Annotated in this window: 18 protein-coding genes and 1 riboswitch; of the genes, 8 read left to right on the top strand and 10 right to left on the bottom strand. The window is 60.7% G+C overall.

Going from position 1 to position 18251, the window contains the following annotated elements; translation table 11 throughout:
* Positions 1-197: 197 nt before the first annotated feature.
* Complete coding sequence (locus M2394_RS08600) at positions 198-863, top strand: polysaccharide lyase family 7 protein (protein WP_259172134.1); 666 nt, start codon at positions 198-200, stop codon at positions 861-863.
* 161 nt (positions 864-1024) lie between these two features.
* Here M2394_RS08600 and fba read toward each other — a convergent pair whose 3' ends face one another.
* From fba to tkt, 6 genes are all read right to left on the bottom strand, one after another.
* A complete protein-coding gene (fba, locus tag M2394_RS08605) occupies positions 1025-2089 on the bottom strand; it encodes a class II fructose-bisphosphate aldolase (RefSeq protein WP_003177554.1) in 1065 nt (354 codons plus the stop codon).
* 300 nt (positions 2090-2389) lie between these two features.
* Positions 2390-2725: an MliC family protein gene (locus tag M2394_RS08610; protein ID WP_178920088.1), complete on the bottom strand. Its 336-nt coding sequence runs from the start codon at positions 2723-2725 to the stop codon at positions 2390-2392.
* Between the two features lie 47 nt (positions 2726-2772).
* Positions 2773-3003 (bottom strand): hypothetical protein, encoded by a 231-nt coding sequence (locus tag M2394_RS08615; RefSeq protein ID WP_176996715.1) that lies wholly within the window; start codon positions 3001-3003, stop codon positions 2773-2775.
* Between the two features lie 29 nt (positions 3004-3032).
* A complete protein-coding gene (locus M2394_RS08620) occupies positions 3033-4196 on the bottom strand; it encodes a phosphoglycerate kinase (RefSeq protein ID WP_178920087.1) in 1164 nt (387 codons plus the stop codon).
* Positions 4197-4213: 17 nt separating this feature from the next.
* Complete coding sequence (gene epd / locus M2394_RS08625; RefSeq protein WP_016977753.1) at positions 4214-5269, bottom strand: erythrose-4-phosphate dehydrogenase; 1056 nt, start codon at positions 5267-5269, stop codon at positions 4214-4216.
* Between the two features lie 142 nt (positions 5270-5411).
* On the bottom strand, positions 5412-7409 hold the full coding sequence (gene tkt / locus M2394_RS08630; protein ID WP_178920086.1) for a transketolase: 1998 nt from the start codon (positions 7407-7409) through the stop codon (positions 5412-5414).
* A gap of 259 nt (positions 7410-7668) precedes the next feature.
* On the opposite strand from tkt, the gene M2394_RS08635 reads away from it, so the two are divergent.
* The 5 genes from M2394_RS08635 (at position 7669) to M2394_RS08655 (ending at position 12656) form a co-directional block, all read left to right on the top strand.
* Complete coding sequence (locus M2394_RS08635) at positions 7669-8664, top strand: metalloregulator ArsR/SmtB family transcription factor (protein ID WP_259172148.1); 996 nt, start codon at positions 7669-7671, stop codon at positions 8662-8664.
* A gap of 19 nt (positions 8665-8683) precedes the next feature.
* Positions 8684-9874, top strand: coding sequence for a methionine adenosyltransferase (gene metK, locus M2394_RS08640; protein ID WP_178920084.1), 1191 nt, complete (start codon positions 8684-8686; stop codon positions 9872-9874).
* Positions 9875-10093: 219 nt separating this feature from the next.
* Positions 10094-10435, top strand: coding sequence for a hypothetical protein (locus M2394_RS08645; protein ID WP_178920083.1), 342 nt, complete (start codon positions 10094-10096; stop codon positions 10433-10435).
* 95 nt (positions 10436-10530) lie between these two features.
* Positions 10531-12189, top strand: coding sequence for an NAD-dependent DNA ligase LigB (gene ligB, locus M2394_RS08650; protein ID WP_259172153.1), 1659 nt, complete (start codon positions 10531-10533; stop codon positions 12187-12189).
* A 71-nt stretch (positions 12190-12260) separates the two neighbouring features.
* Positions 12261-12656, top strand: a complete 396-nt coding sequence (locus M2394_RS08655) for a DUF1090 domain-containing protein (RefSeq protein ID WP_259172154.1) — start codon at positions 12261-12263, stop codon at positions 12654-12656.
* 6 nt (positions 12657-12662) lie between these two features.
* Here the strand turns inward: M2394_RS08655 and M2394_RS08660 are convergent, their stop codons facing one another.
* The gene (locus M2394_RS08660) at positions 12663-13112 is read right to left on the bottom strand and encodes a cytochrome c (protein WP_259172156.1); all 450 of its coding nucleotides are present in this window, start codon (positions 13110-13112) and stop codon (positions 12663-12665) included.
* Positions 13113-13241: 129 nt separating this feature from the next.
* Here M2394_RS08660 and M2394_RS08665 point away from each other — a divergent pair, with 129 nt between their 5' ends.
* Positions 13242-14426: a murein transglycosylase A gene (locus tag M2394_RS08665; protein ID WP_259172158.1), complete on the top strand. Its 1185-nt coding sequence runs from the start codon at positions 13242-13244 to the stop codon at positions 14424-14426.
* Between the two features lie 126 nt (positions 14427-14552).
* Here the strand turns inward: M2394_RS08665 and M2394_RS08670 are convergent, their stop codons facing one another.
* A complete protein-coding gene (locus M2394_RS08670; protein WP_176996725.1) occupies positions 14553-14939 on the bottom strand; it encodes an MAPEG family protein in 387 nt (128 codons plus the stop codon).
* 197 nt (positions 14940-15136) lie between these two features.
* Between M2394_RS08670 and M2394_RS08675 the strand changes: the two genes are divergently transcribed.
* Positions 15137-16396, top strand: coding sequence for a sodium:proton antiporter (locus tag M2394_RS08675; RefSeq protein ID WP_259172160.1), 1260 nt, complete (start codon positions 15137-15139; stop codon positions 16394-16396).
* Here the strand turns inward: M2394_RS08675 and M2394_RS08680 are convergent.
* Entirely contained in the window at positions 16390-17277 is an 888-nt protein-coding gene (locus tag M2394_RS08680; protein WP_178920077.1) for a formate/nitrite transporter family protein, read from the bottom strand. The two genes, M2394_RS08675 and M2394_RS08680, sit on opposite strands and share 7 nt — an antisense overlap.
* 253 nt (positions 17278-17530) lie before the next feature.
* On the bottom strand, positions 17531-17935 hold the full coding sequence (locus tag M2394_RS08685) for a hotdog domain-containing protein (RefSeq protein WP_178920076.1): 405 nt from the start codon (positions 17933-17935) through the stop codon (positions 17531-17533).
* Positions 17936-18134: 199 nt separating this feature from the next.
* A riboswitch (S-adenosyl-L-homocysteine riboswitch) is annotated at positions 18135-18241 on the top strand.
* Positions 18242-18251 lie beyond the last annotated feature (10 nt).

An 18251-nucleotide genomic window follows, 5' to 3' on the forward strand; every position in this document is an offset into this window, starting at 1 on the left:
CATCATTGACCCAAAGCTCAGGAAGCCGACTAACGGTCAACCCCTGCAGGCCCCGATTCACGGGAAACATGGCTTTTTAGCATTCCCTTGACGCCAATAAATCGCCATCAGCCGTTTAACAAGTGAGCCGCCAGCGCCTATAAAGAACCTGTGAGCCCCCGGGCTAAAGCTTTCACCCTCTGTAAAAGGCCAACGCCATGATCGACCTCTCTACCTGGAACCTGAGCATTCCGGTCGGCTCGCCACCGGCGACCATCGACACCCCGAAACTGCTCAGCGGCTTCAAGGACCAATATTTCCAGGCCGAAGGCAGCAACGTGCAATTCTGGACCCCGGTGACCGGCAGCCGCACCGAAAACGCCATCTACCCGCGCAGCGAACTGCGCGAGACCTACGCCGATGGGCGCCTGCGCAACTGGACCTACCCGGATGCCGACAACTTCCTGCGTGCGACCCTGACCGTCAACCAGGTGCCCTCCACGGGTAAGATCGTGATCGGACAGATTCACGCCTTTGACAGCCAGAAGCCGCTGATCAAGCTTGAATACCAATTCAAGGAGAAGACCCAGACCGGCAACATCGTCGCCAAGGTGCGCATGCGCCCGGATGAGGATGAAGGGCGGGTGATCATCGTGGCGTCGAATGTGCCGCTGGAGAAAAGCTTCACTTACGTCATCAACTTGAACAAAGCCGGACTGTTAAGCGTGTATGCCGCCGACGGGGAATGGAACGAACGCATCGGCGCGGCGTGGGGCGCGAAGCCGTTGTATTTCAAGGCGGGGGTGTATGTGCAGGACAACAGCGGGAACAGCAAGGAGGGGGCAAGGGTGACGTTTGCTAAGTTGGATATTGATCACGAGTGAAAGCGGCCTCAATACCTGTAGGAGCCGGCTTGCCGGCGATTGCGGCGTGTCAGTCACAGATATGTTGAGTGGTAGCCCACGATCGCCGGCAAGCCAGCTCCTACAAAGGCAGGCACAAAAAAGCCCGCATCACTGCGGGCTTCTTTTTAAACGTCTAAGGCTCAATTCACCTTAGCGTTCAACTCACCCTTCAAATACCGCTGGTACATCGCTTCCAACGAGATCGGCTTGATCTTCGAAGCATTACCGGCAGTACCAAACGCTTCATAACGTGCGATACACACGTCACGCATCGCGGTTACGGTGGCGCCGAAGAACTTACGCGGGTCGAATTCGCTTGGGTTGGTGGCCATCAGGCGACGCATGGCGCCGGTGGATGCCAGGCGCAGGTCGGTGTCGATGTTGACCTTGCGCACGCCGTACTTGATGCCTTCGACGATTTCTTCAACCGGTACGCCGTAGGTTTCTTTGATGTCGCCGCCGTACTGGTTGATGATCGCCAGCCACTCTTGCGGGACCGAGGAAGAACCGTGCATCACCAGGTGGGTGTTAGGGATGCGCTTGTGGATTTCCTTGATACGGTCGATGGCCAGCACGTCGCCGGTCGGTGGCTTGGTGAACTTGTAGGCGCCGTGGCTGGTGCCGATGGCGATAGCCAGGGCGTCCACTTGGGTCTTCTTCACGAAGTCTGCAGCTTCTTCCGGGTCGGTCAGCATTTGGCTGTGATCCAGCACGCCTTCGGCGCCGATGCCGTCTTCTTCACCGGCCATACCGGTTTCCAGGGAACCCAGGCAGCCCAGCTCGCCTTCAACCGACACGCCGCAGGCGTGGGCCATGGCGACGGTTTGTTGAGTCACGCGTACGTTGTACTCGTAGTCGGTTGGGGTCTTGCCGTCTTCGCCAAGGGAGCCGTCCATCATCACCGAGCTGAAGCCCAGTTGGATGGAGCGCTGGCACACGTCAGGGCTGGTGCCGTGGTCCTGGTGCATGCACACCGGGATGTGCGGGAATTCTTCGATGGCCGCGAGGATCAGGTGACGCAGGAACGGCGCGCCGGCGTATTTGCGGGCACCGGCCGAAGCCTGGACGATCACGGGGGAGTCGGTCTTGTCAGCGGCTTCCATGATGGCGCGCATCTGCTCAAGGTTGTTGACGTTAAAGGCTGGGACGCCGTAGCCGAACTCGGCTGCGTGGTCCAGCATTTGACGCATGCTGATAAGTGCCATTGTGTTGTCTCTCCCGGTCGAGGGTCGTTAATCGTGCAAGCCTGCCGTAGCGGTGGCTGCTATTCAAGTTATTGCAGATCAAGGGGTTGAGCCTTGGCCTGCTGAATCGTTATTGCTAATAGGTTGACCCAAATTCCAATCTGGAACCGAATCATGTGGGAGCTGGCTTGCTGTGGCGAGGGAGCTTGCTCCCGCTGGGCTGCGCAGCGGCCCCAAGATCTTGGGAGCGCTTCGCACTCCAGCGGGAGCAAGCTCCCTCGCCACAAAACCCGCTCCCACATTTGATCTTCATTGATCCCACTACTGGGCTTTGCAACCACGGCCGATCAAATCGTCGGTGGCCACCCAGTAAACCAGGCCTTCCTCACCTTTTGTGTGAAACGCCAGTTGGTCGTTGGCATACAGCACGCCCGAAGCGGCAACGTCCTGTTTAAGGCGATAAACCTGGTCGGAACCGCCGAGGCGTACGTCCACCTCGGATTTAGCCTGATTAGCAAAGCGCCAGTTGACCTCGGCCTTGCTGTCGCAGGTCCAGGTAGTCCACTTGTCGGCAGGCTCGGCCTTGCTGGTGAACATGTTCATGCTGCTGCAGCCGGCCAACAGGGCCACGGCTGCCAGGGCGAAAACGCCTTTCATTGCCAATCCTCGTAGGGCGGCCCACGGCCGCCAGTTGATCAGACCCGTCAAGGGCACCCCTGTTCCTGACCGTTGGGCGCGGCGTCGTATTTCTCCAAGCGTTCGTTGCCGATGCGCTTGTTGATCACCGGCATGGTCTCGGCCTGCCAGTCCGCCTGGTAGCAGCTTTTTTTCGGCTGCCCCGGCGCAGGGTTACCCGCCTCCGGGGCCGCGCTTGGCGTGCTGCCGCAGCCGGCCAACAGGCCCGCTGCGATCACCAGTGCCAACGACTTGATCATGGGAATACTCCTTTTCCGGATCACGAGCCTCAGCCTTTGGCTCGGGTTTCCAGCACTTCAACGGCCGGCAGTACTTTGCCTTCGACGAATTCGAGGAATGCGCCGCCACCGGTAGAAATGTAGGAGATCTGGTCAGCAACGCCATATTTATCGATGGCCGCCAGGGTGTCGCCACCGCCCGCGATGGAGAATGCCGAGCTTTCAGCGATGGCTTTGGCCAGCACTTTGGTGCCGTTACCGAACTGGTCAAATTCGAACACGCCGACTGGGCCGTTCCACAGGATGGTCTGGGAGGCTTTCAGCAGTTCGGCGAAGTTGGCCGCGGTTTGCGGGCCGATGTCCAGGATCATGTCGTCGGCGGCCACATCAGCGATCAGCTTGATGGTGGCTTCTGCGCTTTCGGCGAATTCCTTGGCGACGACCACGTCTACCGGCAATGGCACACTGACCTTGGCGGCGATGGCGCGGGCGGTATCCAGCAGGTCCGGCTCGTACAGGGATTTGCCCACCGGATGACCGGCTGCGGCCAGGAAGGTGTTGGCGATGCCGCCGCCGACGATCAACTGGTTGCAGATCTGGCTCAGGCTGTTGAGCACATCCAGCTTGGTGGACACCTTGGAGCCGGCCACGATGGCGGCCATCGGTTGCGCCGGAGCGCCCAAGGCCTTGCCCAGTGCGTCCAGTTCAGCAGCCAGCAACGGGCCAGCAGCTGCCACCTTGGCGAACTTGGCCACGCCGTGGGTCGAACCTTCAGCGCGGTGAGCGGTACCGAATGCGTCCATCACGAACACGTCGCACAGCGCCGCGTATTGCTGGGCCAGTTCGTCGCTGTTCTTTTTCTCGCCCTTGTTGAAGCGCACGTTTTCGAACAGCACGATGTCGCCGGCCTTGACGTCGACGCCACCCAGGTAGTCAGCCACCAGCGGCACGTCGCGGCCCAGGGCTTTGCTCAGGTAGTCGGCGACAGGCTTGAGGCTGTTTTCAGCGGAGAACTCACCTTCGGTCGGACGACCCAGGTGGGAGCAGACCATGACGGCCGCGCCTTTTTCCAGGGCCAGCTTGATGGTCGGCAGCGAGGCCAGGATTCGCGCATCGCTGGCGACAACACCGTCCTTGACGGGGACGTTGAGGTCTTCGCGAATCAGTACGCGCTTACCTTGCAGATCGAGGTCGGTCATCTTCAACACGGTCATGGGTCGCAGTTCCTGAATTACTGTTGAGGTTGTTTAGAGGCGATGTGCAGATAATGTTCCGCAACATCCAACATGCGGTTGGCAAAACCCCATTCGTTATCGAACCAGGCCAGGATGTTCACCAGCCTCGGGCCGGAAACGCGGGTCTGGCTGGCATCGACAATCGCCGAATGCGGGTCATGGTTGAAATCACAACTGGCGTGGGGCAACTCGGTGTAGGCCAATAAGCCTTTGAGCGGGCCGCTGGTGGCGGCGTCGCGCAGGATCCGGTTGACCTCCGTCGCATCAGTGTCGCTGACGGTTTGCATGGTGATGTCCAGGCAGGACACATTCACCGTCGGCACCCGTACGGCTTTGGCCTGGATTCGCCCGGCAAGTTCCGGCAACAATCTTTCGATACCGCGAGCCAGGCCGGTGGACACCGGAATCACGGACTGGAACGCCGAACGCGTACGGCGCAAGTCTTCATGGTGATAGGCGTCGATCACCGGCTGGTCGTTCATCGCCGAGTGAATCGTGGTGATCGACACGTAGTCCAGGCCGATCGCCTGATCCAGCAAACGCAACAACGGCACGCTGCAGTTGGTGGTGCAGGAGGCGTTGGACACCAGCAGCTCATCACCGGTCAGGCAATCCTGATTGATGCCGTAGACGATGGTGGCGTCGACATCCGCCTCGCTGGCCATCGGCTGGGAAAACAGCACACGCGGCGCGCCGGCGTCGAGAAAACGCTGGCCGTCGGCGCGGGTGTGATAGACACCGGAACATTCCAGCACCAGGTCGACGCCCAGTGCTTTCCAGTCGATACCTTCGGGGGTGGCACTGCGCAAGACCTGCACGCAGTTGCCATTAATGTGCAGACAATCGCCCTCAACCCGCACTTCGCCTGGGAACCGGCCGTGGGTGGAGTCAAAGCGTGTCAGGTATTCGATGCTGGCCATGTCGGCCAGATCGTTGATCGCCACAATTTCAAACCCGGCCGCCGCCCCTCGCTCAAACAGAGCACGCAAGACGCAACGACCAATGCGGCCGTAGCCGTTGAGTGCAACTTTGTAGGGACGCGGTTGAGGCATGAGGTTCTCGATTACCGTGGGTAAAGAGGTGAATGTGCCGCCGCCTTCGCGAGCAAGCCCGCTCCCACAGTTGAAATGCATTCCAAATGTGGGAGCGGGCTTGCTCGCGAAGGGGCCAGCACAGCCACCCCAATTTACAGCCTTAGTCTTCCAGCAGCTCTTCAGCCTGACCCAGGATGTTTTCCAGGGTGAAGCCGAACTCTTCGAACAACGCTGGCGCCGGCGCCGACTCACCGTAGGTGGTCATGCCGATCACGCGACCTTCCAGGCCCACGTACTTGTACCAGTAGTCGGCGTGAGCCGCTTCGATGGCGATACGCGCGCCGACTTGCAGCGGCAGAACCGATTGCTTGTAGCCGGCGTCCTGGGCTTCGAACACGCTGGTGCACGGCATCGAAACAACACGCACCTTGCGGCCTTGCTCGGTCAGCTTGTCGTAGGCCTGAACGGTCAGGCCCACTTCGGAACCGGTGGAGATCAGGATCAGTTCCGGCTCGCCCGCGCAGTCTTTCAGCACATAACCGCCACGGGCGATGTCGGCGATCTGCGCGTCGGTACGCACTTGGTGTTGCAGGTTCTGACGCGAGAAGATCAGCGCCGAAGGGCCGTCCTTGCGCTCGATGGCGTGCTTCCAGGCCACGGCGGACTCCACCGCGTCGGCTGGGCGCCAGGTGTCCAGGTTCGGCGTGGTGCGCAGGCTGGTCAATTGCTCGACCGGCTGGTGCGTCGGGCCGTCTTCGCCCAGGCCAATGGAGTCGTGGGTGTACACATGGATCACACGCTTCTTCATCAGCGCCGCCATGCGTACGGCGTTGCGGGCGTATTCCATGAACATCAGGAAGGTCGCGCCGTAAGGCACCAGGCCACCGTGCAGGGAAACGCCGTTCATGATGGCGCTCATGCCGAACTCACGTACGCCGTAGTACATGTAGTTGCCGCTGGCGTCTTCAGCCGACACACCTTTGCAGCCTTTCCACAGGGTCAGGTTGGAACCGGCCAGGTCAGCCGAACCGCCGAGGATTTCCGGCAACAGCGGGCCGAAAGCGTTCAGGGTGTTCTGGCTGGCTTTACGGCTGGCGATGGTCTCGCCCTTGGCCGCGACTTCGGCGATGTAGGCCGAGGCTTTTTCCGAGAAGTCGGCAGGCAGGTCACCGGCAAGACGGCGAACCAGCTCGTTGGCCAACTCTGGGAATTCGGCAGAGTAGGCCGCGAAACGCTGGTCCCACTCGGCTTCGGTCGCCAGGCCTTTTTCCTTGGCGCTCCACTCGGCGTAGATATCAGCCGGGATTTCGAACGGGCCGTGGTTCCACTTCAGGGCTTCACGGGTCAGGGCGATTTCCGCGTCACCCAGTGGGGCGCCGTGGCAGTCCTCTTTACCTTGCTTGTTCGGCGAACCGAAACCGATGGTGGTCTTGCAGCAGATCAGGGTCGGCTGCTCGCTCTTGCGGGCGGTGTCGATGGCGGTCTTGATCTCTTCCGGATCGTGGCCGTCGACGTTGCGGATCACTTGCCAGTTGTAGGCTTCGAAACGCTTAGGGGTGTCATCGGTGAACCAGCCTTCGACTTCGCCGTCGATGGAGATGCCGTTGTCATCGTAGAACGCGATCAGCTTGCCCAGGCCCAGGGTGCCGGCCAGGGAAGCGACTTCGTGGGAAATACCTTCCATCATGCAGCCATCACCCAAGAACACGTAGGTGTGGTGGTCGACGATGTCGTGGCCAGGGCGGTTGAACTGTGCGCCCAGGACTTTTTCAGCCAGCGCGAAGCCCACGGCGTTGGCCAGGCCTTGGCCCAGGGGACCGGTGGTGGTCTCGACGCCTGGGGTGTAGCCGAATTCCGGGTGACCCGGGGTGCGGCTGTGCAGCTGGCGGAAGCTTTTCAGGTCGTCGATGGTGACGTCGTAGCCGGTCAGGTGCAGCAGCGAGTAGATCAGCATCGAGCCGTGGCCGTTGGACAGCACGAAGCGGTCACGGTCGGCGAACGATGGGTTGCTCGGGTTGTGTTTCAGGTAGTCACGCCAAAGCACCTCGGCGATATCCGCCATGCCCATTGGGGCACCTGGATGGCCGCTGTTGGCTTTTTGCACGGCATCCATGCTGAGGGCACGAATGGCGTTGGCACGCTCACGACGGCTGGGCATCGCTGATCTCCTGGGGTTTGCTGAAAAGAAACGGAAAAAAGGACCGGCATTTTCCCTCAGCCACCGCCTGCGGGCAATCACAGATAGTCACTTGAGGGCGTTTTTCCTGTGCTTTGGGCGCCATTCGCTTGCAGAAACCGGTCACCCGTTCGTCTAAAGGCTATAGCGGCTGCTTATAACCGCCACTTATCGATCAATATCAAAACTTTTTGATATTGGCCTTGCAGGGTTTTCCACCCGTCACTAGACTGCTGGCCTTATGAACCTACCTGTGCCCTCCCTGCGTCCCGACGACGGCGAAGAGCTGGCAGCCTTATGCAAGGCCGCTGGTGATCCGCTGCGCCTGAACGTGTTGCGCGCACTGGCCAACGACTCTTTCGGCGTACTGGAACTGGCGCAGATCTTCGCCATCGGCCAGTCCGGAATGAGCCACCATTTGAAGGTGCTCGCCCAGGCCGACCTGGTGGCCACTCGCCGCGAAGGCAACGCGATTTTCTACCGCCGTGCCCTGCCCCACACCGATCTGCTGGGCGGCAAGCTGCACGCTGCCCTGCTCGAAGAAGTGGATAACGTGAGCCTGCCCAGCGACGTACAGTCGCGCATCGGCCAGGTCCACGGGCAACGGGCTGCCGCCAGCCAGGACTTTTTCTCACGGGTCGCCGAGAAGTTTCGCGCCCAGCAGGACCTGATTGCCGGCCTGCCCCAGTACCGAGAAAGCGTATTAGCACTGCTGGACAAGCTGAGCTTCAGTGATGAGGCGACGGCGCTGGAAGTCGGCCCCGGGGACGGTGGCTTTCTGCCCGAACTGGCGCGGCGCTTCCAACAGGTCACGGCGCTCGACAACAGCCCGGCGATGCTCGAACTGGCGCGCCAGCTGTGCGAGCGCGAAGCACTGGGCAACGTCAGCCTGCAGTTGGCCGATGCCCTGAATCACACCAGCCTGCGGGCCGACTGCGTGGTGCTGAACATGGTCTTGCACCATTTCGCCGCCCCCGCCGACGCCCTCAAGCAAATGGCCGGGTTGCTGCATCCCGGCGGTAGCCTGTTGGTTACGGACTTATGCAGCCACAACCAGAATTGGGCCAGGGAGGCCTGCGGTGATCTCTGGTTAGGCTTTGAACAGGACGATCTGGCCCGTTGGGCCTCCGCTGCGGGACTCGTTCCCGGGGAAAGCCTCTATGTAGGTTTACGTAATGGTTTCCAGATCCAGGTCCGCCACTTTCAGCGACCGGCTGGCGACACTCACCATCGGTAAATATCAGGAAAACATCGAGATGAGCGAATACTCCCTTTTCACCTCCGAGTCCGTGTCTGAAGGGCATCCGGACAAAATCGCCGACCAGATTTCTGATGCGGTGCTGGACGCCATCATTGCTGAAGACAAGCACGCCCGTGTGGCCTGCGAGACTCTGGTGAAAACCGGTGTAGCGATCATCGCCGGCGAAGTGACCACCACTGCCTGGGTTGACCTGGAGCAGATCGTTCGTGACGTGATCACCGACATCGGCTACACCAGTTCCGACGTTGGCTTCGACGGCGCGACCTGCGGCGTGATGAACATCATCGGCAAGCAGTCCCCCGACATCAACCAGGGTGTGGACCGCGCCAAGCCTGAAGATCAGGGTGCCGGCGACCAGGGCTTGATGTTTGGCTACGCCAGCAACGAAACCGACGTGCTGATGCCAGCACCGATCACCTTCTCGCACCAACTTGTGCAACGGCAAGCCGAAGCTCGTAAATCCGGCCTGCTGCCATGGCTGCGCCCGGACGCCAAGTCCCAGGTGACCTGCCGTTACGAAGGCGGCAAGGTTGTCGGTATCGACGCCGTTGTACTGTCGACCCAGCACAACCCGGACGTTTCCTACGCCGATCTGCGTGAAGGCGTGATGGAGCTGATCGTCAAGCACGTGCTGCCTGCCGAGTTGCTGACCAAGGACACCCAGTTCCACATCAACCCGACCGGCCAGTTCATCATCGGTGGCCCGGTGGGCGACTGCGGCCTGACCGGTCGCAAGATCATCGTCGACAGCTACGGCGGCATGGCCCGCCACGGCGGTGGCGCCTTCTCCGGCAAAGATCCATCCAAGGTTGACCGTTCCGCTGCCTACGCCGGTCGTTACGTGGCCAAGAACATCGTGGCAGCCGGCCTGGCCGAGCGTTGCGAGATTCAGGTTTCCTACGCCATCGGTGTGGCCCAGCCTACGTCGATCTCGCTGAACACCTTCGGCACCGGCAAGATCAGCGATGACAAGATCGTGAAGCTGGTGCGTGAGATCTTCGACCTGCGCCCTTACGCCATCACCACCATGCTCGACCTGCTGCACCCGATGTATCAGGAAACCGCAGCCTACGGCCACTTCGGTCGTACCCCTGCGCAGAAGACGGTCGGCGACGACACCTTCACCACCTTCACGTGGGAAAAAACTGACCGCGCCAACGACCTGCGCACGGCTGCCGGTCTGTAATCGCTCGCGGTGCACAGAGCCCTGCCGGGTTACTCCGGCAGGGCTTTTTTATGGCTGGCGTTTACGGGACGACCTTCACGTTTTTTGGATCCAATACTTGCAGGCCAAATAATGGCCCTCTAGAATCCGCGCCCTCTCGGGCCCTTCACCTTTTTTGGATATTGCCCTGCGCCAGCCCGGGATAGACACGCGCGCAGGCAATCGAACATTGAGGTTTTCATGCGCATTTCCACACTCGCCCCTGCCGCCCTTCTGCTCAGCCTGTTCGCCCTGCCGGCCCATGCTGCCGACCTGAGCGCCCTGGGTGGTGCCCTGACGTCCAAACTGGGCGTGAGCAATTCCGGCGATTGCCAGCAACAAGCCAACGACCTGCAAGCCAAGATCGATGCTGCCAAGGCCGCCAAAGACGATCTCAAAGAAAAAGCCTTCAAAGCCGCTCAAGACCAGATCAACAAAGGTTGCAACAAACTCGCTGAGACCCAGGCCAAAGCCGACGCCAAGCCGCAAACACAGGAAGCCAAGGCCGACCCGGTGAAAGCCTTGGGCGGTCTGTTCAAGTAAGTAGAAACACCCGGTAAAAAGCCCCGCGCTGTCGGGGCTTTTTTGTGGCCGTGAGGATCACTTAGGCTGTGCGTCCTTTTCGGGCAAGGATGCTCATGATGCGTTTTCTGATTGCTCTCTTATTGAGTGCGGTGCCGTTCCTGGCGTGGGCCGAAGCGTGCCCGGATGACGCCCAATCTCAACTCGACAGTCTGGCCAGACAGGTCAGTCAATGGGATGACAGCTACCACCGGCTTGGCCAGTCGCCTGTCAGCGATGAGTTGTACGATCAGGCCCGGGGTCGCCTGGCCCAATGGCGCCAGTGTTTTCCTCAAACCCAGCCTGACAACCCGCTGGCGAGTTCGCGAGGCACAGTGCGCCACCCAGTCGCTCACACAGGCCTGGACAAACTGCTGGATGAAGCAGCAGTAGCCGACTGGCTCAGTGCGCGGCAAAACGTCTGGATCCAGCCTAAGGTCGACGGTGTGGCGGTGACACTGGTGTATCGCCGGGGTCGCTTGAGCCAGCTCATCAGTCGCGGCGACGGGCTGCTCGGCCAGGACTGGTCAGCCGCCGCACGCAAGATCCCAGGCATCGTCCAGCAACTCCCGGAACCTGTTGACCTGGTGCTACAAGGCGAACTCTATTGGCGCCTCACCGATCATGTGCAGTCGGCCACCGGCGGGCTAAGCGCCCGCAGCAAGGTGGCCGGCCTGATGAACCGACGACAGCTGAGCGACACTGAGGCCAACGGTATCGGCCTGTTCGTCTGGGCCTGGCCCGATGGCCCGCGCGACTTCACCGAACGTCTCGCCACACTCGCACGCTGGGGTTTCCCAGACAGCCAGCGCTACAGCCAGCCCCTCCAGAACATCACCGACGCCGCACACTGGCGCAGCTATTGGTTCAACTACCCGTTGCCGTTCGCCAGCGATGGGGTGGTGCTGCATCAAGCCGTGCACGCACCCGCCGAACGCTGGCAGGCCAGCACACCCTACTGGGCGGCTGCCTGGAAGTACCCGGCGGCCAAGGCCCTGGCGCTGGTACGCAAGGTGCAATTCAAGATCGGGCGAACCGGGCGCATCACGCCGATCCTTGAACTGGAACCCGTGCGGATGGACGACAGGCAGATCAGCCGGGTCAGCGTCGGCTCCCTCAAGCGCTGGCAGGCGCTGGACATCCGCCCCGGCGACCATGTGTCCATCAGCCTGGCCGGCCAGGTGATTCCTCGGCTGGACCAGGTGATTCTGCGCAACGAGACCCGAGTGCCCATCGCTGTCCCTGACGCCCGCGACTTTCACCCCTTGAGCTGCTGGCAACTGGACCCGGGCTGCGAGGAGCAATTGCTGGCACGCTTGACCTGGATGAGCGGCGACCAGGGCCTGGCTTTGCCCCATATGGGCCGTGAAACCTGGAACGTATTGCTCCAGGCCGGTCTAATCGCAGGCTTTCTCGATTGGTTAACCCTGGATGAGGCAGAGCTTGCTAACATTGATGGCTTCGGCGACCGCAGCCGTGCGCGAGTGCTCGACAGCATTCACAGCGCCCGGCAACGGCCCTTTGCACAATGGCTCAAAGCCCTGGGTGTACCCCCTTCGGCACGCAACAACCTGGACGGTGGCTGGCAAAGCCTGGCCGCCAGAGATACCCAGACCTGGATGGCCACAGACGGCATCGGCCCGGGGCGCGCGGCGCAACTCAGCGCTTTTTTTCGCGACCCGCACGTTCAGGCACTGGCTGAAACATTACGCGTCGCCGGGATAGACGGGTTTTGAGCCCGGCCCGGCCACCTTTAAACCAACGGCAGAATTCACCCTGCCACCTGTTTGCGACCTTGGAGCCCTACATGAAATTTCTCGCCCCACTTGCCTTGCTGACCGTCGCAAGTTTCATGGCCACGCCGTTACTGGCCGCAGAAGAAGCCCCTCAACTCACCGGCTGCGCCGCCAAGCGCCAAGCCATCAGCACCCAGATCGATCAAGCCAAGGCCCACGGCAACAGCGAACAGCAAGCCGGCCTGGAGAAAGCCCTGAGCGAAGTCACCGCCAATTGCACTGATGCGTCCTTGAAGAAAGAGCGTGAGAACAAGGTGCTCGACGCCAAGCACGAAGTCAGCCGCCGTCAGGCCGACCTCGACAAGGCGATGAAAAAGGGCGACGCCGACAAGATCAACAAACGCAAAGACAAGCTCGCCCAGTCCCGCAAAGAACTGCAGGACGCAGTCGAAGAACTCGACAAGTAAAACCGGTCAGTGGTCGCGGAACTGTTTATGGCAGGCCGTGCAGGCGTCTTCGACCTTCTGCACCACTGGCCCAAGGTTGCTGGCCTTGTAAGGCTGCACTTGGCTCGCGATCACCAGCTCACCGGTGGCGGCTTCAAGGTTGCGCGCCAGTTCCTGGAAACGTGCCTGCTGTTGCCACACGTTGTCCTTGGCACTCGTGTGGTCTTCCTCGCGCACGCTCGGGAAGTGCTTCCACGGTTCATGGGACAACGCATCGAGCTTGACCGCGCCTTCAGCGAACTTCGCACCGTCGAACGGGATACGCCCACGCAACATGCCACCCAGGTCTTCGCCGGTCTTGAGCATCTGCTTGAAGATCGCTTTGCGCTGGCCCAACGGCGAATTCGGGTCGACACCGCCGCAGGCGGACAGCATCAGGCAGGCCAGCAATACAACGGTCAGTCTTTTAAAAGTCATGATGGCTTCGAGGTCACGGGAAACGGCGGCCAGTATCCTCGCCCCGCCCGTAAAGACCAATAGCCCTATTAATAATAAGGGTTGCCCGAGTGCGTGAAATCACGGGCAATCGCTTCAGGAAGTGTTTGTATGAATGTCACCCAAAAAGCCTGGAGCCGCCGCCTGGCGTGGGCTCTGCCAATGATCGCGCTGCTGGCCGGCTGCGATGGCGGCAAGGACGCGGGCAAAGATGAAATCGTAAAACCCCATGCTGTCGCCACCTACGTGAGCGCACCCTGGGAAGCTTTGCCCACGGTATCCGACACTGACTTGCTGGCCGGTTTTGAATCCTGGCGCAGTGCCTGCCAACGTCTCAAGGCCGACCCGGTCTGGGGCGCGACCTGTGCCGCTGCAGCCAGCGTGCCGGGCAATGCCGCAGCGGTTCGCGGCTTTCTCAAGGAGCGCCTGGATGTCTTCGGCCTGCGCTCGGCAGACAACACGCCTAACGGCTTGATCACCGGCTATTACGAACCGGTCTACCCCGGCAGCCTGACCAAAACCGCCACCGCCAACGTGCCGGTGTATGGCGTGCCGGATGACCTGATTATCGTCAACCTCGAAAGCATCTACCCGGAACTCAAGGGCAAGCGTCTGCGTGGTCGCTTGGAAGGTCGTGTGCTCAAGCCTTATGACGACGCCAGCACCATCAATGGCCAAGGTTCCAGTGCCAAGCCGATCGCTTGGCTAACAAACCCAATGGACCTGCAATTCCTCCAGATCCAGGGCTCAGGCCGCATTCAGCTGGCAGGCGGGCGGCAACTGCGCGTCGGCTATGGCGACCAGAACGGCTACCCGTACCGTCCTATCGGCCGCTGGCTGGTGGAACAAGGCGAGTTGAAAAAGGATGACGTGACCATGGGCGCCATCAGCGCCTGGGCCAAGGCACACCCGCAACGTATTCCCGAGCTGCTGGCGAGCAACCCCAGCTACGTGTTTTTCAGTGCCCGCCCCGACAGCAACGAAGGCCCACGCGGTTCGCTAAACGTGCCGCTCACTGCTGGCTACAGCGTGGCGGTGGACCGTAAGGTGATTCCGCTGGGCAGCTTGCTGTGGCTGTCGACGACTAAACCGGATGGTTCGCCTATCGCAAGGCCCGTCGCGGCGCAGGACACAGGTGGTGCGATCACGGGTGAAGTGCGGGCCGACCTGTTCTGGGGAACCGGCGACGCGGCGGGTGAACTGGCCGGCAACATGAAGCAGCAAGGGCAGATCTGGATGCTATGGCCCAAGGGGGCTGCATTGCCGCACGTACCCGATGCCCCTGCCGGAACCTAAGAGACGCTAGAGATCAAAATGTGGGAGCGGGCTTGCTCGCGAATGCGGTGTGCCAGTCAGCACATCCGGTACTGACACACCGCATTCGCGAGCAAGCCCGCTCCCACAGGAGATCGTCGTCAATCTTTAGATCGAGACAAAGAAGAAACTCGCAATCAACGCCATGCCCACGAACCACACCAGCGAACGCAACATCGCCCAGTCCGCCAGGTAGCAAATGATGTACAGGAGGCGACTGGTGATAAACAGCACCGCCAGCACATTGATCGTCACCAGTGACGCCGTACCGGCCAGGTGCGCGATGATCACCGCCGCGGCAAACGCCGGGGTGACTTCAAAACTGTTGAGCTGGGCGTTGTGGGCGCGCTTGGCAAACCCGTCAAGGGTTTCCAGGAAGGCGCGAGGGTCGTGATTCTGCCGTGGCCCGAACTTGCCGCCGCTGAACTTGGCCACGCCCGTGCACAGATAAGGCAGGAAAATTGCGATCAACACACACCAGAAAGCGACCGTCATCACTGATTCCTTTTTGTCGTTTTAGTCAGAAGTTAGAGTTTTAGCACTAATAAAGCCAGGCCGCACCCTTCCGCTATGAGCCCCGGTGCGCTTAAAGGTTCTGTCCGGCATTTGCCCGGACGCTTGCAACCACCCGCCGCAGTTGCGGTCCATCCACCATCAACAATCCTCTCCCCCCCAACTTCCAAGGACCCCGGATGCTTGAACTTGTCGCCGCCTTCATTTGCCTCACCACCCTGCTCACCTATGTGAACTTCCGTTTTATCGGCCTGCCGCCCACCATTGGCGTGATGGTCACGGCCTTGCTGTTTTCCCTGATCCTGCAAGGCTTGAGCTTTCTCGGCTACCCCGGCCTGGAAGAACGTATCCAGCAGTTGATCGGCCAGATCGACTTCGGCGACCTGTTGATGAACTGGATGCTCTCCTTCCTGCTGTTTGCCGGCGCCTTGCACGTCAACCTGAACGACCTGCGCAGCTACCGTTGGCCCATCGGCCTGCTGGCGACCTTTGGTGTGTTGATCGCCACCGTGGTGATTGGCAGCCTGGCGTACTACATCTTTGCCCTGTTCGGCTGGCAGGTGAGCTTCCTGTACTGCCTGTTGTTCGGCGCACTGATCTCCCCCACCGACCCGATTGCGGTACTCGGCGTGCTACGAACCGCCAATGCATCCAAACCGCTTAAAACCACCATCGTCGGCGAGTCGCTATTCAACGACGGCACGGCGGTGGTGGTGTTTACTGTCTTGCTGGGTATCGCGCAGTTGGGCGAAACACCTACAGTGGGCGCCACTGCCATGCTATTTGCCCACGAGGCCATCGGCGGCGTGTTGTTTGGTGGCCTGATCGGCTACCTGGTGTACCTGATGATCAAGAGCATCGAGCAGCACCAGATCGAAGTGATGCTGACCCTCGCCTTGGTAATCGGCGGCTCGGCGATGGCCACGGAACTGCACGTCTCCGCCCCGATTGCGATGGTGGTGGCCGGCCTGATCATCGGCAACCTGGGCCGCAAGCTGGCGATGAACGACATGACCCGCCGCTACCTGGACGGCTTCTGGGAATTGCTCGACGACATGCTCAACGCCCTGCTGTTCGCCCTGATCGGCATGGAGCTGCTGCTGTTGCCGTTCAACTGGCTGCATGTGTTCGCTGCCAGCCTGCTGGCAGTGGCAATCCTGCTCTCGCGCCTGTTGACCGTCGCCCCAGCGATCCTGTTGCTGCGCCGCTGGCGCACGGTGCCACGGGGCACCATCCGCATTCTCACCTGGGGCGGTTTGCGCGGCGGTGTGTCGGTAGCACTGGCGCTAGCCCTGCCGCTAGGTCCGGAACGTGACCTGCTGCTGAGCATCACCTATATCGTGGTGCTGTCGTCGATCCTGTTGCAGGGTCTGAGCATCGGCAAGCTGGTCAAGCGCGTGACCCGGGACGAGCCCCAGGCCACGCCTGACGTTCACTGATCCTTGCTGATCGGCTGCGGATGCCTCGGGTCCGCAGCTTTTTTGCCCGGCAGGCTGTTTTCACTGCGGATTTGCGCGTGGCTGATCAGCGCAAAGATAAAGCTGCCGCCAATGATGTTGCCCGCCAGCGTCGGCCCGGCAAACACCAGCCAGAAGTCCTTCCAGGCCAATTCGCCAGCAAATACCAGGTAAGACACCTCCGCCGAGCCCACCACGATGTGGGTAAAGTCCCCCAGCGCCATCAAGTAAGTGATCAGGATAATGATCCACAGCTTGGCGCTTTCCATCGACGGGATCATCCACACCATGGTGGCAATCATCCAACCGGAGACAATGCCCTTGGCGAACATCTGGCCGGGGTCGTTCTCCATGACCTTGCGCCCGATGTCGAGGAAGGCCATGTCGGTCTTGGTGTCGAAAATCGGCAGATGCAGCATCACGTAGGCCACCAGCAAGGTGCCGCACAGGTTGCCCACCAGCACCACGGTCCACAGTCGCAGCAACCGGCCAGCATTGGCCAATGTCGGCTTGCTCATCACCGGCAGCACGGCGGTGAGGGTGTTTTCGGTGAACAACTGCTGACGCGCAAGAATTACCGCGAGGAACCCCGCGCAATAACCGAAGCTGGCGATCACCTTGAACCCTTCGCCGTCCGGCAAGCGTGAATTGAGCAGGCCCATCCCCATCAGGGACAGCCCCATGGTCAGGCCGGCCGCCAGCGCCGACCACCACAGCGCCGCGACATTGCGCTCCAGTTCCTGGTCGCCCTGGGTGCGGATGATTTCATGCAGAACCGCCGCGCGAGGCGGCTGGTTCTTGTCCACGTCCTGCTGCTCTTCCTGTGACAGGTTGGGGGTCTTGCCGTCTTCTTCAGTAGCCATGATCGCTCAGCGCTCGAGGGGTGCCTGTAGCTACGACACGCCGCGACGACAGCTGTTCAGTGGCCCGGTATGTGCCAGGCCTTGGCCTCGCGCGACTCGATGCGCATCATCTCGTCCAGGGGGCGCATTTGGACAGGGGAACAGGGCACTTTCATACACAGGCCCTCGCTACAGGAGGGTGTCCTGAGCGATGAGGCGCCGGAGAAAGATCCAGGCGGAATGATTTGGCAACGCAAATCACACCACGATGGTGTTACTCGGTGACGTTGTCGTCCTGAAACTGATCCTTCACGTACTTGATCTCGGTACGGCCGTGGGGCGCAGGCAAGCCATCTTCGCCAAGGTTGACGAAAACCATTTTTTCCACAGTCAGGATGCTTTTGCGGGTGATCTTGTTGCGCACTTCGCAGGTCAGGGTGATGGAGGTGCGACCGAACTCGGTGGCGGTGATGCCCAGTTCGATGATGTCGCCCTGGCGCGAAGCGCTGACAAAGTTGATTTCGGAGATGTACTTGGTGACGACGCGCTGGTTGCCCAACTGGACAATCGCGTAAATGGCCGCTTCTTCGTCGATCCAGCGCAGCAGGCTGCCACCGAACAGGGTGCCGTTGGGGTTGAGGTCTTCGGGTTTTACCCATTTGCGGGTGTGGAAGTTCATGGTCACTCCAAAGCGTCTGGCGAAATGATGGGCATCATCATGGCAGAGCCTGGGCCCAAGCTCTATGAGCCATCGCCTATCAACCCCATCAGCGATCTTCATATGGCCGACGGAAAGGCTTTTAGAACGCGTAACCAGACGGCTATAATCGCCCCCGCTTCAAAACGGTCATCTTCGATTGATACCGTTCTCCCGCCACCTGTCCGAGGGGCGCTGCAGCAGGTTCAACCTGTCAGGCTCGGATGGGGCGTTGTCCGGCCTGGTACTTCCGGCCTGATACTAAACGCACAACGGCGCCCATTCGCACACTACGAAT

The organism is Pseudomonas sp. BIGb0164 (assembly GCF_024810135.1).
GTDB lineage: Bacteria > Pseudomonadota > Gammaproteobacteria > Pseudomonadales > Pseudomonadaceae > Aquipseudomonas.

Bases quoted from the DNA above. Each gene is read 5' to 3' on its own strand.
- M2394_RS08685 (WP_178920076.1), bottom strand. From the start codon at position 17,935: ATGAACTTCCACACCCGCAAATGGGTAAAACCCGAAGACCTCAACCCC.
- M2394_RS08645 (WP_178920083.1), top strand. From the start codon at position 10,094: ATGCGCATTTCCACACTCGCCCCTGCCGCCCTTCTGCTCAGCCTGTTC.
- M2394_RS08670 (WP_176996725.1), bottom strand. From the start codon at position 14,939: ATGACGGTCGCTTTCTGGTGTGTGTTGATCGCAATTTTCCTGCCTTAT.
- M2394_RS08620 (WP_178920087.1), bottom strand. From the start codon at position 4,196: ATGACCGTGTTGAAGATGACCGACCTCGATCTGCAAGGTAAGCGCGTA.
- ligB (WP_259172153.1), top strand. From the start codon at position 10,531: ATGATGCGTTTTCTGATTGCTCTCTTATTGAGTGCGGTGCCGTTCCTG.
- fba (WP_003177554.1), bottom strand. From the start codon at position 2,089: ATGGCACTTATCAGCATGCGTCAAATGCTGGACCACGCAGCCGAGTTC.
- M2394_RS08635 (WP_259172148.1), top strand. From the start codon at position 7,669: ATGAACCTACCTGTGCCCTCCCTGCGTCCCGACGACGGCGAAGAGCTG.
- M2394_RS08660 (WP_259172156.1), bottom strand. From the start codon at position 13,112: ATGACTTTTAAAAGACTGACCGTTGTATTGCTGGCCTGCCTGATGCTG.
- M2394_RS08655 (WP_259172154.1), top strand. From the start codon at position 12,261: ATGAAATTTCTCGCCCCACTTGCCTTGCTGACCGTCGCAAGTTTCATG.
- tkt (WP_178920086.1), bottom strand. From the start codon at position 7,409: ATGCCCAGCCGTCGTGAGCGTGCCAACGCCATTCGTGCCCTCAGCATG.
- M2394_RS08680 (WP_178920077.1), bottom strand. From the start codon at position 17,277: ATGGCTACTGAAGAAGACGGCAAGACCCCCAACCTGTCACAGGAAGAG.
- M2394_RS08675 (WP_259172160.1), top strand. From the start codon at position 15,137: ATGCTTGAACTTGTCGCCGCCTTCATTTGCCTCACCACCCTGCTCACC.
- M2394_RS08600 (WP_259172134.1), top strand. From the start codon at position 198: ATGATCGACCTCTCTACCTGGAACCTGAGCATTCCGGTCGGCTCGCCA.
- M2394_RS08610 (WP_178920088.1), bottom strand. From the start codon at position 2,725: ATGAAAGGCGTTTTCGCCCTGGCAGCCGTGGCCCTGTTGGCCGGCTGC.
- M2394_RS08665 (WP_259172158.1), top strand. From the start codon at position 13,242: ATGAATGTCACCCAAAAAGCCTGGAGCCGCCGCCTGGCGTGGGCTCTG.
- metK (WP_178920084.1), top strand. From the start codon at position 8,684: ATGAGCGAATACTCCCTTTTCACCTCCGAGTCCGTGTCTGAAGGGCAT.
- M2394_RS08615 (WP_176996715.1), bottom strand. From the start codon at position 3,003: ATGATCAAGTCGTTGGCACTGGTGATCGCAGCGGGCCTGTTGGCCGGC.
- epd (WP_016977753.1), bottom strand. From the start codon at position 5,269: ATGCCTCAACCGCGTCCCTACAAAGTTGCACTCAACGGCTACGGCCGC.